Origin of the sequence: Micromonospora humidisoli, assembly GCF_016900955.1 — a bacterium.
Taxonomy (GTDB): domain Bacteria; phylum Actinomycetota; class Actinomycetes; order Mycobacteriales; family Micromonosporaceae; genus Micromonospora; species Micromonospora wenchangensis.
The window spans coordinates 448,794-462,127 of the sequence record NZ_JAFEUO010000003.1 but is presented as its reverse complement, the minus strand read 5'-3'; the positions used below and the strand labels follow the sequence as shown (position 1 = coordinate 462,127).

The following is a 13,334-nucleotide window of genomic DNA, read 5'->3' as shown; positions in this document are numbered from 1 at the left end:
AGCATAGGGATCTGTCCACAGTCGTCGAATCGTGGTCGGGTACGGGGTCCGGATAGACGGTAGGGTTGGCACACATCGGCGTCGACCAGTGGCGTAGGACCGCTGCTGTCTATGGCTTGACCAGGATTGGATACGACGACTTTGGCGCACAAACAGGCCGACCGCGAAGAACCGCGCCGCGCCTCAGACGACCAGGCCGCACCGACGACACCGGGTCGCGCCGGTCGACCGCAGTCGATCAAACGACGCGTGATCAGGCTGGTGCTCATTCCCAGCGTCGTCGCCCTGGTCGTCTGGCTCGTCGCCTCCGGCTACCTCATCTTCCAGGGTTTCTACAACCGCCAGGTCGCCAACAGCGTCCGGCAGGTGTCGATCCCGGCGGTCTCCGCGTTGTCCTCGATCCAGCAGGAACGACGGCTGAGCGTCAGCTACCTCACCCAGCCGTCCCGGGATCTCAGCCGGCTCATCGAGCAGCGGCAGCAGACCGACCAGCGGGTGGCCGCCCTGCGTCCCGCCGCAGCCTCAGCGCTGGCCGGCGCCCCGGACTCGATCGTGACCCGGTGGGAGACGCTCGCCGGCATGCTCGACGAACTGCCCAGCGTGCGGAGCACCATCGATTCCCGGTCGGCCAACGGGGCGGGTGTCTACGATTTCTACAACCGCCTGCTCGACGCCGCGACCGACCTCTTCGACACCCAGGCGAGAATCGTCCCGGACGCCACCGCGGCCCAGGGCGGCATCGCGGCGACGGAGGCCTTCCGCGCCAGCGACCTGATGTCCCGGGCCGGTTCCACCATCGACGGCGCTTTCGGTGCCCGCACCCTCAGCCCGCAGGACCATCTCGACTTCACCAACCTGGTCGGGGCCTATCACGCCGACCTCACCAACGTGGCCCCGCACCTCGAACCGCAGGCCCGGGAACGCTTCGCCGCCATCACCGCGAGCGACTCCTGGAAGGAACTCGTCGCGGCGGAGAGTGCCCTGGTCAGTAATGGGCCGTGGCGTTCCGGCACCCCGCGTGCCCTGTCGTTCAACCGGGCCCGGTGGGAAGCGCTCACCCGGCAGGTGTCCGACGATCTGATCAACCTGACCGTGGTGCAGGCCGACACGGTCTCGGCGCGCACCCTGCGCACCGGCAACACGCAGCTGCTCACCGCCTCGCTGGGCAGTCTGGTCGCCCTGCTCGTCGTCATCGCCGCGATCATCTGGGCGATCCGGCAGTCGCAGATCCTGGTGGACCGGGCGTTGTCGGTACGCCTGGCCCAGCTCGGCCGGGACGCCGAGGCGGTGGTCGACAAGCAGCTGCCGGCGATGATGGACCGGCTGCGCCGACGGGAGAAGGTCGACCTCGCCTCCGAGCTGCCCCTGCCCGACTACGGCAGCGACGAGATCGGCCGGGTGGCCGAGGTGATCAACAGGTCGTTGCAGGCGGCGGCGGGGGCCGCGGTCGACGAGGCGAAGACCCGGGCGGCGGGTATCGCGATGCTGATGGGTGTGGCCCGCCGCCCGCAACGCCCCCTGCAACGCGGCCTGAAGGTCATCGAGGACCTGCAGAACCGGATCGGCGACGAGCAGCTGCTGGCCGAACTGTTCGACATCAACCACCAGCTCACCCAGACCCGCCGCTTCCTGGAGAACCTCGTCATCCTGGCCGGCGGTCAGATCGGCCGCCGCTTCCAGAATCCGGTGCCGGTACGCCGGGTGCTGCTGGCGGCCTTCGCGGAGGCCCAGCAGTACCAGCGGATCACCCTGCGCAGCGCGCCGGACGTGGCGGTCGCCGGGCCGGCGGTGGCCGGCACCGTCCACCTGATCGCCGAGTTGCTGGACAACGCGTTGGCGTTCTCACCGCCGGAGACCACGGTCTGGGTGACCTGCATCGAGGTCAAGCGCGGCATCGCGGTGGAGATCGAGGACGCCGGCGTGGGGATGCGGGCGGACGCGTTGGAGCGGGCGAACGACCTGCTCGCCACCGCGCCGACCCCGGACGTGACGGCGCTGAGGGACGGCGCACAGGTCGGCCTGCACGTGGTGGCGGAGCTGGCCAAGCGGGACGGCGTCCAGGTGAGCCTGCGCGCGTCGGCGTACGGCGGCCTGCTGGCGATCGTGCTGCTGCCCGACCGGGTGATCGTCACCGAGTCGTACGCCGCCGAACTGGACCGTACCGACCCCGGCATCCTTCCGCTCGGCTCCGTCGCCACCGCGATGTCGCGGCCCGGCGTCGGTGCGGTGCTGCCGGTCGGCGGCGGCCGGCAGGAGTTGCACCCCGCGGCCGGGGCCCGGCCCACCGCCGTGGCGACCGCGGCACCGGGCGGTGCCGGGCGGGTGCCGGCCGGTCCCACCGGGGAGCGACACTCCGACCGCAGCGGGGGCATCATGACCGAAGTTCCGGCGCAGCGTGGCGCGGTGCGCGGCGGTTCGTCCGGCCCGCAGGTCGCCGACCGGCCGCCGCTGCCGCACCGCCGGCCGCAGCAGCACCTCGCCCCCGAGTTGCGCGACGACGGTCCACCGGAGCAGAAGTCCGACGCCACGCCGGCTCCCGCCAGGTCACCCGAGGAGGCCCGGGACCGGTTCAGCAGGTACCAGAAGGCCTGGGCCGCCGGCCGGGCGGCGAAAAACGGGGACTCCGCCAGCAGAGACGACCAAGGCAGGAACGCATGACCCACTCCGCATCGCAGAACGATCTGACCTGGATCCTCGACGATCTGGTGGAGGTCCCTGACGTGGTCTACGCGGTTGTCCTGTCCACCGACGGGCTGATCGTGCAGAAATCCACCTCACTTCCGCAGGACGCCGGGGAGCTGTTGGCCGCCGGCGCGTCGTCCCTGCACAGCATCGCCGCGGGGATGGGCCGCCGGTTCGACAGCGGCCCGGTCCAACAGGTCATCATCGAGTACGAGGGGCGGACGTTGTTCGTGGCCGCCGCCGGGCAGAACGCGCGGCTGGCGGTGCTCTGCGAACAGTCAGTCGACATGGGCACCGTCGCGTACGAGATGAGCCGCCTGGTGACCCGCATCGGCGACTATCTCGGCTCCGAGGTCCGCCTCGACGGCGCGCTGCTCGCCGACCGACCCGGGTCGAAACCATGAGTCACGACGTGTGGGACGGCGACGACGAGGCGGAGGCCGGCCGGCTGGTGCCGTTGTACATCCTCGTCAACGGGCGGACGAGTCCCCGCAACACCAGCCTCGACCTGGCCACCCAGGTCATCGCCCTACCGGCCGACCAGACCCGGCTGGAGCTGGAGTACCGGGAGATCCTGCACCAGTGCACGGGGTGGATCTCCATCGCCGAGATCGGCGCCTACCTGCACCGGCCGCTCGCCATCACCAAGGTGATGGTCGACGTGCTCCACGAGCAGGGGTTTCTGGACATCGGCTCACCGGCACAGGAGAAGATCGCCGACCGGTGGCTGCTGGAAACGGTTCTCGCCGGCCTTCAGCGGATATAGAAGAGGGACTGATACACGTGGATCGGAAATCGGTGAAGGTCGTCGTGGCGGGCGGCTTCGGCACCGGCAAGACCACCCTGGTCGGGTCGGTCAGCGAGATTCCGCCACTGGTCACCGAGGAGGTCCTCACCCAGGCCAGCATCGGGGTGGACGACCTCACCGGCGTGGAGGGCAAGTCCAGCACGACCGTCGCCCTGGACTTCGGGCGGATCACCATCAGCAACGACGTGGTGCTCTACCTGTTCGGCACCCCGGGGCAGGACCGGTTCTGGTTCATCTGGGACGAGTTGGCCCAGGGCGCGGTGGGGGCGATCGTGCTCGTCGACACCCGCCGGCTCGGCACCAGTTTCCCGGCGGTCGACTACTTCGAGCGGCGGGGCATCCCGTTCGTCGCCGCCGTCAACCGGTTCTTCGGTGAGTGCCCCTACACCGAGGAGGAGATCCGCGCCGCGCTGGAGCTGGACGAGACCGTTCCGCTGCTGTGGTGCGACGCCCGGGACCGGGCCTCCAGCAAGCAGGCGCTGATCGAACTGGTGCGGCACGCCCTGTCCCGGCTGCCCGCCACCGCCTGAGCGACCCGGCGGCGTGCCGGCCGGCTCCGGCCGGGCGGACCGGAGCCGGACGTACCGGTTCAGTCGGTGCCGCCGCCTCCCGTCGGGAGCTGCGCCAACCGCACCTTGAAGTGGCGGAGCAGGGGCGGCGACGAGACCACCCGGTAGCCGGGGACCCGGCCGGGTTCCTTGGCGATGTCGGCGAGCACGGCGGCCACGTACTCGAAGTGGGTGTCGGTGTAGACGCGACGCGGGATGGCCAGGCGCACCAGTTCGAAGGGGGCCGGGGTGACCAGTCGGTGCCGGTCGTCCATCCCGCCGAGATAGAGCGAGCCCAGCTCGGCGCAGCGGATGCCCCCGTCGAGGTAGAGCTGGCAGCCGAGGGCGTGCCCGGGGAACTGCGCCGGGGACAGGTGGGGCAGCAACCGGCCGGCGTTGAGGTAGAGGGCGTGGATGCCGGCGGGTTGCACGGTGTCCACCCCGGCCTCGTTGATCAGCCGGGCCAGTCGGTCGGTGGAGGCGGCCCGCGCCCGCAGGTACGCGGGGTCGACCACCTCGCGCAGCCCCTGGGCGAGCCGTTCCAGGTCGTGGCCGGCCAGCCCGCCGTAGGTGGAGAACCCTTCGGTGGCGATCAGGTTGGCCTCGCACCTGGCGAACAGGTCGTCGTCGCGCAGCCCGATGAGCCCGCCGATGGCCGACAGGCCGTCCTTCTTGAGGCTCACCACGCAGCCGTCGGCGAGCCCGAAGGCGTGGCTGGCGATCTGCCGGGGCGTCCAGTCCCGGTAGCCGGACTCGCGCTGCCCGACCAGCCAGGCGTTCTCGGCGAACCGCGCCGCGTCCAGGAAGAACGGCACCCGGTGCGCCCGGCACAGGTCGCGGACGGCGGTGAGGTTGGCCATCGACACCGGTTGCCCGCCGAGGCCGTTGTTGGTGATCGTGATGAGGACCAGCCCGACCCGGTCGCGTTCCGGCCCGGTGAGCGTGGCGGCCAACGCGTCGAGGTCGATGTCGCCCTTGAACGGCTCCGCGCTGTCGAGGTCGAACGCGGCCGGGCAGGGCAGGTCCCGGGCCTCCGCGCCGGCCAGCGTGACGTTGGCGCGGGTGGTGTCGAAGTGGGTGTTGCTGAGGCAGAGCTGGCCGGGTCGGAGCAGGCTGGTGAAGAGCACCCGTTCGCCGGCCCGCCCCTGGTGCACGGGGAGCAGGTGCGGATATCCGGTGAGGTCGCGTACCTCGTCGCGGAACCGGAACCAGGAGCGTGCCCCGGCGTAGGACTCGTCGCCGAGCGCGGCGGCGGCCTCCTGCGCGGCCGAGGTGGCCCCGGTGCCGGAGTCCGACAGCAGGTCAATGGTGATCTGGTCGGCGCGCAGCTCGAACGGGTTGTATCCGGCGTCCGCGAGGGCCGCCCGCCGTTCCTGCGGGTCGAGAAAGGGGATCGGTTCGACCACCTTGATCCGGTACGGGGGCAGCATCGCGTAGGCGTCGACGGGCACTGTTCGCTCCTCGATGGACGGTCAGGGGTGTCCCGCGCCGGCCCGGCCGGTCGGGGTCGCCAGCGCGGTGCGGTCGACGGTCACCGGGCGGCGTGCCGGCGGGGTCACCTGGTACGCCTCGGCGGACAGGTAGACGGTCACCCCCGGGCGGGGGGCGCCCAGCCGCAGCGACAGGTGCGGGATCAGCCCGACGCCGTCGCGCAGCGGCCGCCGGGCCACCGCGGCGAGTGCCCGGTCCAGCACCGAACGACCGAAGCCGTAGCGGTCCAGCACCGCCACCACCCGGTCGTACGCCTCCTCGTCGTCGTCGACGTAGCCGCGGATCGGCACGTAGAGGCTGTAGCCGACCGGTCGGCCCGCCCCCTCGACGAGGGTGTAGCTGCCCACCAGCGGGAGGCCGGCGAACCGGGTCCGACCGCCACCGGCCAGCCTGGCGAACTCGGCGAGCCGGGTGGTGTCGACACCGTCGACCACCCCGGCCGCCCGGACGACGTCGGCCACCCCGGCGTCGTGGTGGGTCAGGTAGACCTTGACCCGCGCCTGGACGCCGTCGTGCAGGTCGAGGGCGAAGAACGTCAGCCGGTCCCGGCGGCCCAGCTCGCCCGGCCGGATGCCGTGGTCGAGCATCGCCCGGTAGGACCGACCCAGGCCGAGCCGGTGCAGCGCCTCGGCGACGAGGCCCGACGCCCGGTCGACGCCCCGCAGTTCCGGATTGAGGTAGACCTTGAACTCGGGTCGCCTACCGTTGCGGAACACCAGCGAGCACCAGACGGCGAAGGCACCCTGCGGGTCGTACGTGGCGAACAGGTCGCGTACCGAGTCCAGCCGGGAGGTGGACAGGCCGGCGCGGTGCGCCTGCCGGTCGAGGAACCGCTGGGTGGCGAACATGTTGGTCAGGCGGCCGGGTGGCGTTCCCAACGTCTCGCCGAGAATCCGCACCGTCGGCGGTTCGGTGCCGCTGAAAGCGACGGAGAACTCCACCGGAGTGTGGTCGTCGGCAATGTTGGACGGCCAGCGTGGTGGGGCCGACAACGGCTGCGGGCCGGCCGGCCCGAGCAGGCTTTCCAGCAGTTCCAGCGGTTCTGCCGCACTGATTCCGCTGGCCTCGCACAATCGCCTCAGCTGGTCACTCAGACGATCGGAAAGGGAAACCTCGTCCATCAGTTCTCTCTCCTGATCATGCCGGCGACCAAAATAGACCTTAAGAAGCATTAATCAATAAGGTCAAGATTGATCACAACTTGCAATGACATAACAGGATCGAGACTGGCAAATCGCCCTGATTGATCACTCAGAGTCGCGTACAGGATACGTCACACCGAGTTGACGCCCGTCGGCGAGGTCACCGTTGCGGTCCGACCCCGGCCACCGGCACCCCATCGGACGGCAGGGGCCGACACATTCATGTGCGACACTGGCGGTCACTGTGCCCACACCTGACGGAAGGGCAGGCGATGGCCACCGCTGCGGCACCCTCAGTGCTGATCGGCGCGGTCGTCCGGGTCATGAGGGACCTGGCGGTCCACCCGCTCGCCCTGACGATCGACCGCGCCGGTGCACACGTGCTGGCCACCATGCACGCGGACGCGCTGCGGACCCGCAGCCGGGGCCCGTACCGGCAGGACGACCTGCCGCCCGAGGCCCTGGCGATGATCGACCGGCTCAGCCTGCGGCTGTCCCTCGACCCCCAGCGGGTGGACGTCACCATCGAGGGCGGCGGACCATGGCCCCGCCTGCTGCTGGAGTTGCCCGCCAAGCAGGTCTCCGTGCGGTTCGTGGTGCCCGAGGACGCCCCGCCCGGCTACCAGCCGGACGCGAACAACGTCGGGCTGTCGAGCGATGTGAGCATCGCCCTGGAGTTCCTCGCCGGGTCCCTGCGCGCCCTGAACGGGCGGCTGCGCGGCGAGCCACCCGTCACGCTGACCCTGACCTATCCGGACGATCCCCACTACGAACGCAACATCGCCGGGGTGCCGGCGGAGTTCCACGAGCTCATCCCGCCGGTCGTGGCCGACCTCGCGGTCGACCGCCGCCGGTTCTCCCGCAAGCAGCGGGCCGCCCACGACGACGCGCTGCGCGCGGCGGCGTACACCGACCAGGTGATCGAGCCGATGGCCGGCGGTGGGCTCAGCACCCGGCTCGGCTCGGCCCGGCTGCGGATCAGCCCGTGAAGTCGTAGTCCCAGTCCAGCTCCCACCGCCGGATCGCCGGTCGGTTGTCCGTCGACACCAGACTGCGGCCGTCCGCCGTGAAGGCCACCGACGACACCGGCTCCGGATGGCCGTCGCAGGTGTGCAGGCGTCGTCCCGTCCGGACGTCCCAGATGCGCAGCGTACGGTCCGCGTCGGCGGTCACCGCGTGCCGCCCGTCCGGGCTCACGTCGAACACGTCCGCCTCCGAGTCGAGTGTGCACACCACCCGCCCGGTCGCCGCCTCCCACACCGACACCACCCGGGCGTACGACCCGTCGTACGCCCGGACGAGCCCGGTCCGTCCGTCCCGGCTGAGCGCCATGGCGTCGCCCCGGCTCGGTACGGCGTACCGCTGCCGCCCGGTGTGCACGTCCCACGCGGTCAGCTCCCCCGTCGAGTTGACCAGGAGCAGCCGGCTGTCCGGGGTGAACCGCACCGGCACCCGTCCGCCGAACCCGACGGGGACGGTGAGCACCGGCCTGCCGGTGCCCGTCCGCCACACCCGACACGTCGCGTCCTCGGCGCCGACCGAGGCGGCGTACCGGCCGTCGACGCTGAGTCGGACCGTCCACACCGGCCCCCGGTGTGCCACCATCGTGCGGATCAGATGGGACTGCTGCAGGTTCCACAGGCACAGGTTCCCCTCGGCGTCACCGACGACCGCGTACCGGCCCGCGCCGTCCATCGCGACCGCCCGCACCGCACCCTGGTCGCCGTGCAGTTCGGCCCGCCGTCGTCCGGTCGTCAGGTCCCACAGGTGGGCGGTCCCGACCCAGTCCGCGCTGACGGCGGACCGGGCATCGGTGGACAACACGATGGTGTGCGTGTTGCCCACCCGCTCCGCGAAGGTGTGCCGTTGCCTGCCGGTCCGCAGCTCCCACACCCGGAGCAGGCCGTCGGTGCCAGCTGTCACCGCCAGGTCGCCGTCGACGCTCAGCGCCGGGGGCAACCCGGCCACGAAGGTGAACTGTCCGCCGCGCAGTTCGTACCGTTGCCAGATGCCCAGGGGCGCGGTCCGCTCGCCCGCCGTCCGCCCCAACCGCTCCCACAGCTCCCGCAGCTGCGGGTGACGCTCGAACCCGACCAGCTCGCGGGCGGCCCGCACCTCCCCGGCCGCGTCGGCCGTCCGGCCCTGGCGGGCGAGCGCCTCCGCACCGGCGATCCGCTGCCGGACCTGCGCCTCGGCCGCCAGCACCGCTCCCGCCGCCAGGGGCCGCTCGTAGCTCCACGGGGCCCGCAGGTCGGGGCGGGGCAGCCGGTGGACGTGCAGCCCCCCGTACTCGTCACCGACGACGGCCAGCGCGCCGTCCCCGCTGACCGCCACGCAGGTGGGCGACACGAGACCGGCCAGTTCCGGGGGCAGCCCGTCGGTGCGCATGGCGACGGTACGCAGGCACCGGCCGGAAACCGTGTCCCAGACCCGGGCCGGTTGGTCGGGGGTGCCGAGCCCGACGGAGACCGCCCGCTCACCATCCCCGCTGAGCACGATCTCCGCGTGCCGGTTCAGGTTGTTCGGCACCGGCCCCCGCACCCGGTTGGGCCGGGTCTCCCACAGGTGCACCATCCGCGTCTGGTGCCCGATCAGCAGGGCGTACCGGCCGGACCCGCCCAACGCCACCTGGTTGACCCCGGTCATCCGCATGTCGGCGGCCTTGACCAGACGGTGCATCCAGCGCCCGGTGTCGACCTCCCAGACCACCACACTGCCGTCACCTGGCGCCGCCGACACCGCTACCGCGCCGTCCTCGCTCAGGCCCAGCACGGTGACCCTGGCGGGACTCTCCCGGATCTCCGGCAGGATCCGGCCCGCCGCGTCCAGGTTCTGGTAGGTGCTCGGCGGATGTTCCAGGGTGCGCCGCAGCCGCCCGTCAGCCGTGTCCCGGATCTCGATCCGGCCGTTGTCGTACCCGATGGCGGCCGTGCCCGCCGCGGTGAGCGCCACCGCGGTCACCGCGGCCCGCTGGTCGGCCGGCACCCGGACACACCCGGCCCGCGCCAGGTCCCAGCACTCGACCCGGTCCCCCTCGCGGACGACGAGCGCGGCCCGGCCGTCCCGGTCGACGGTCAGGGCCGTGACGGCGGCACCCGCCCCGTCCGCACCGAGTTCGCGGACCCCGGGCTGCCCGGTCGGCGACCACACCCGGAGGCTGCCGTCCGCGCCGCCGCTGACGATCACCCGACCGGCGTGGTCGACGGCGACGGCTGCCACTGTGCCGCGGTGGCCGGGCAACCGCCGCGATCCGGGTTCCGTGCCGCGCCGGGCCACGGCGGCGGCCACCTCGGCGACCTCGGGGCCGGTGGGCGCGGCGGCCAGCAACGGCCGGGCCGCCTCGTCGTCACCCCGTTCGGCGTGCACCAACCCCAGCAGGTGGTCGGCCCGCCAGTCCTCCCCCGCGATCTCCCGCGCGGCCTGCAACTCCCCGAGCACCTGTTCGTCGGTGATCCGGCCGTGCCGCCACCGGTACAGCGCCCAGTTGTAAACGGCGGCAGGATGGTGCGGGTCGACGTCGGCGGCGGACCGCCACAGGTGTTCCGACTCCGCCGGCCGGTCGAGGTCGAGCAGCGAGAGCGCCTGGTTGGAGAGGCTGCCGGCGAGCAGGCCCGCCGCCGACGGCGGCACCCGTGGATAGCGGACGCCGAGGACGTCGGCGTACGTTCCGACGAGAGCCGTGGCCAGGTCGGCGAGGCTGTGCGGGCGGGTCGACGGGTCGACGTCGAAGCACTCCCGGAGCAGGTCGACGACCCCCTGCGGCATCGGCTGCGCCGCCGGCCCGGTCTGCCCCGCGGCCAGGTAGTCGGCGAACGCCTCCCGCGCCGCCTGACCGTAGCGGCAGGGGCGGCGACCGGCGAACATCTCCCACACGCACAGCGCCCACGACCAGACGTCGGTGGCCCGGGTGAGGGTGACCCGCGCGCCGGCCGCCGCCTCGGCCTGCTCGGGCGAGCAGTAGGCGGGGGTCATGCCGCCGAAGCTCGCGCCCAGGCTGGCGTCCACCGCCGTGCCGGTGTCCCCGTCGGCGGCGGCGCGGGCGCCGGCCAGCCCGAAGTCGGTGACCTTCGCGGTCCAGTCGCGGTCGAGGCCGACCATGATGTTCGCGGGTTTGACGTCCTGGTGGATCAGGCCCTGCCGGTGGGCGTGGTCGATGCCCCACGCCGACTGCACCGCGAGGTCGAGGGCACGGGCGAGGAACCCGCCGTCGGGGGCGTCCGGTCCCTCGTGCAGCCGCCCGGCCCGGACCAGGTGGTCCAGTGACCCACCGGCGACCCACTCGGCGAACACGCAGGGCAGCCCGTCGACCCGGCGCACGTACGCGCAGCTGACCACGTGGGGGTGCAGGCCCAGCCCGACCCAGGTGCCCGCCTCGGCCTCGAACCGGGCACGGTGCGCCTCGGTGGACAGTCGCCCGGGGCGCGGCACCTTGACGGCGAGGTCGATGTCCCAGCCGGGGTGCCGGACCCGGTAGACCAGGCCCATGCCACCGGCGAGGGGCTCGTCGAGCACCTCGTAGAGATCCAGAATCCGGTCCCCGGGACGCCACGGCATGGTCTGAGCCTGGCACCCGCCGGCGTACGGGACAACTGCCGGTTGGTCGCGGAGGGTAACCTCGGGGGTCGGACCGCGTCGTCAGGGAGTGACCGTGAGTTTTCGTTACTACCTCTATGTCAGCGACGCCAAGGTGGACATGCTGCTGTCCCAGATCGACCCGGGTCACCAGCGCAGGCGGGCCGCCGAGTTCAGTGTGAACCTCACCGTCGTCGGGGTGAAACGCAGCGTCGAGAACCCCGGCACCGACCGGTTGGCCCGCCTGGAACGGGTCACCCGCTACCTGGACGAGCACGCCGACGTCGGTTCCGTTGACGAGCCGGGGCAGTTCTTCAGGGGGTTGCTGCCGATGCGGTGGGGAGTCGTCCCGACCACGGGCGAGCAGTCGCTGGTCTACTTCGGTGGCCGCACCGACGACACCGTCGTCGGGCTCGGCGGGTCGCCGTTCCACCTCGTCGGCGCGACCTCGACGGCCGAGTCCGCCGCCCGCGGGTTCGCGGGATCGTCCACGATGCCGGCGCTGCTCGCCGGGCTCGTCGACGAGGGGGCCGCACCGGTGCCTGACACCCCGCACGACACGGTGGACGGGCCGGACCCGGCCGAGGCGGCGGCGCTGGCCTCGGTGCACCAGGCCGGCAGCCGCCTGCGCGGGCCCACCCAGAACGTCGAGTTCCTCGCCAAACGGTTGCTCCACGGGCCCAGCCCGTACCCGGAACTCGACGGGCGGCCCGGCATGACCGTGCTGCTGGGCAGCCCGCTGTACGTGGCGCTGGTCGACTGACCGGGCAGCCGGGCGTGGGCACCGACGACGCAGCGGCCGGGCGACCCACCGGGTCGGAACCGGTTCCGCCGCCGGTCACGGTGACCGTCCGGGCCGGGTCAACCGTCGACACGTACGTCTTCCCCCGGCCCGTCTCGGTCGTGGTGGGGCGGGCCGCCGACTGCGGGATCCGGGTGGACGACGGGCAACGGCGGGTCTCCCGCCGGCACTGCCGGCTCGACGTCGACCCGCCGCACGTGTGGGTACGGGATCTCGGCAGTCGGCACGGCACCTGGCTCGACGGCCGACCCGTCGACGGTGCGCGGCTCCTGTCGGCCGGTGCCGAGGTGCGGATCGGGCTGGCGACGTTGACCGTCGACCCGCCCGACGACGGGTCGTGGGGGGCCGCCGGGCCGGACCAGGACCTGGCGCTGCCGGCGCTGGCGGCGGCCGCCGCGCACGGGGCCCCCGGCATGGAGGGGTTCACCGACCACCGGGTGCTGCGGGAGCTCGGACGCGGCGGTCACGGCGTCGTCTACCTGGCCCGACACGAGCCGTCCGGCCGGCTCGTCGCCCTGAAGACGCTGCTCGCCGACCGGGCGGTGGACCCCGCCGCGCGGGACGCCTTCCGCCGCGAGATCGCCTGCACCCGCGGGCTGCGGCACCCCAACATCGTCGCCCTGCACGGCTGCGGCGCGGCCGACTCCGCGTTCTTCTTCACCTGTGAGTACTGCCCGGGTGGCAGTGTCGCCGAGTTCGTGACCCGGCGTGGTGGCCGGCTCACCGTCGACGAGGCGCTGCCGATCACGCTCGACGCGCTGGACGCGCTGGCCTACGCCCACCGGGCGGAGCTCGCGGTCGTGCTGGCCGACGGCCGGACCCGGACCGCCCATGGGCTGGTGCACCGGGACGTCACCCCGCACAACCTCCTGCTCGGCACCGGGCCCGCAGGTGGGACCGTCACCAAGGTCGCCGACTTCGGGCTGGCGAAGGCGTTCGAGAAGGCGGGCCTGTCCGGGCACACCGGGACCGGTGCGACCGGCGGCAGCCTCGCCTTCCAGCCCCGCGCCCAACTGGTCGACTACCGGTACGCCCGCCCGGAGGTGGACCTCTGGGCGGTCGCCGCCTGTCTCTACTGGATGCTGACGGGGGCGACGCCCCGGGACTTCCCCGCCGGGGCCGACCCGGTCGCGGTGGTCCTGCGGACCCGGCCGGTGCCCGTCCGGCAGCGGACCGGGGCCGTTCCGGCGCGGCTGGCCGAGGTGATCGACGAGATGCTCGTCGACCAACCCCGGGTCACCGCGACGACGGCCACCGAACTCGCCGACGCGCTCCGGCAGGCCCGGTGA

General features: G+C 72.7%; 10 protein-coding genes. 7 read left to right on the top strand and 3 right to left on the bottom strand.

Going from position 1 to position 13,334, the window contains the following annotated elements; all coding sequences use genetic code 11:
- Positions 1 to 249: 249 nt before the first annotated feature.
- The 4 genes from JQN84_RS12835 to JQN84_RS12820 are packed head-to-tail and all read left to right on the top strand — an operon-like array spanning position 250 to position 4,020.
- Positions 250 to 2,658: a sensor histidine kinase gene (locus JQN84_RS12835; protein ID WP_307821190.1), complete on the top strand. Its 2,409-nt coding sequence runs from the start codon at positions 250 to 252 to the stop codon at positions 2,656 to 2,658.
- Entirely contained in the window at positions 2,655 to 3,086 is a 432-nt protein-coding gene (locus JQN84_RS12830) for a roadblock/LC7 domain-containing protein (protein ID WP_204958581.1), read from the top strand. The genes JQN84_RS12835 and JQN84_RS12830 overlap by 4 nt, the downstream gene beginning before the upstream one ends.
- On the top strand, positions 3,083 to 3,448 hold the full coding sequence (locus JQN84_RS12825; protein WP_088642016.1) for a DUF742 domain-containing protein: 366 nt from the start codon (positions 3,083 to 3,085) through the stop codon (positions 3,446 to 3,448). Before JQN84_RS12830 ends, JQN84_RS12825 begins: the two co-directional genes overlap by 4 nt.
- Positions 3,449 to 3,465: 17 nt before the next feature.
- On the top strand, positions 3,466 to 4,020 hold the full coding sequence (locus JQN84_RS12820) for a GTP-binding protein (RefSeq protein WP_204958580.1): 555 nt from the start codon (positions 3,466 to 3,468) through the stop codon (positions 4,018 to 4,020).
- Positions 4,021 to 4,079: 59 nt separating this feature from the next.
- On the opposite strand, the gene JQN84_RS12815 is transcribed toward JQN84_RS12820, so the two are convergent.
- Together JQN84_RS12815 and JQN84_RS12810 are read right to left on the bottom strand one after the other, a co-directional pair.
- A complete protein-coding gene (locus tag JQN84_RS12815) occupies positions 4,080 to 5,489 on the bottom strand; it encodes a tryptophanase (protein ID WP_307821188.1) in 1,410 nt (469 codons plus the stop codon).
- 21 nt (positions 5,490 to 5,510) lie between these two features.
- Entirely contained in the window at positions 5,511 to 6,650 is a 1,140-nt protein-coding gene (locus JQN84_RS12810; RefSeq protein ID WP_204958579.1) for a tryptophan dimethylallyltransferase family protein, read from the bottom strand.
- Between the two features lie 344 nt (positions 6,651 to 6,994).
- On the opposite strand from JQN84_RS12810, the gene JQN84_RS12805 reads away from it, so the two are divergent.
- Complete coding sequence (locus JQN84_RS12805; protein ID WP_204958578.1) at positions 6,995 to 7,660, top strand: hypothetical protein; 666 nt, start codon at positions 6,995 to 6,997, stop codon at positions 7,658 to 7,660.
- Here JQN84_RS12805 and JQN84_RS32085 read toward each other — a convergent pair.
- Positions 7,650 to 11,225 (bottom strand): protein kinase, encoded by a 3,576-nt coding sequence (locus tag JQN84_RS32085; protein ID WP_204958577.1) that lies wholly within the window; start codon positions 11,223 to 11,225, stop codon positions 7,650 to 7,652. The two genes, JQN84_RS12805 and JQN84_RS32085, sit on opposite strands and share 11 nt — an antisense overlap.
- 94 nt (positions 11,226 to 11,319) lie before the next feature.
- On the opposite strand from JQN84_RS32085, the gene JQN84_RS12795 reads away from it, so the two are divergent.
- The gene (locus tag JQN84_RS12795) at positions 11,320 to 12,006 is read left to right on the top strand and encodes a DUF7019 family protein (protein WP_204958576.1); all 687 of its coding nucleotides are present in this window, start codon (positions 11,320 to 11,322) and stop codon (positions 12,004 to 12,006) included.
- A gap of 14 nt (positions 12,007 to 12,020) precedes the next feature.
- Positions 12,021 to 13,334, top strand: a complete 1,314-nt coding sequence (locus tag JQN84_RS12790; protein WP_204958575.1) for a protein kinase domain-containing protein — start codon at positions 12,021 to 12,023, stop codon at positions 13,332 to 13,334.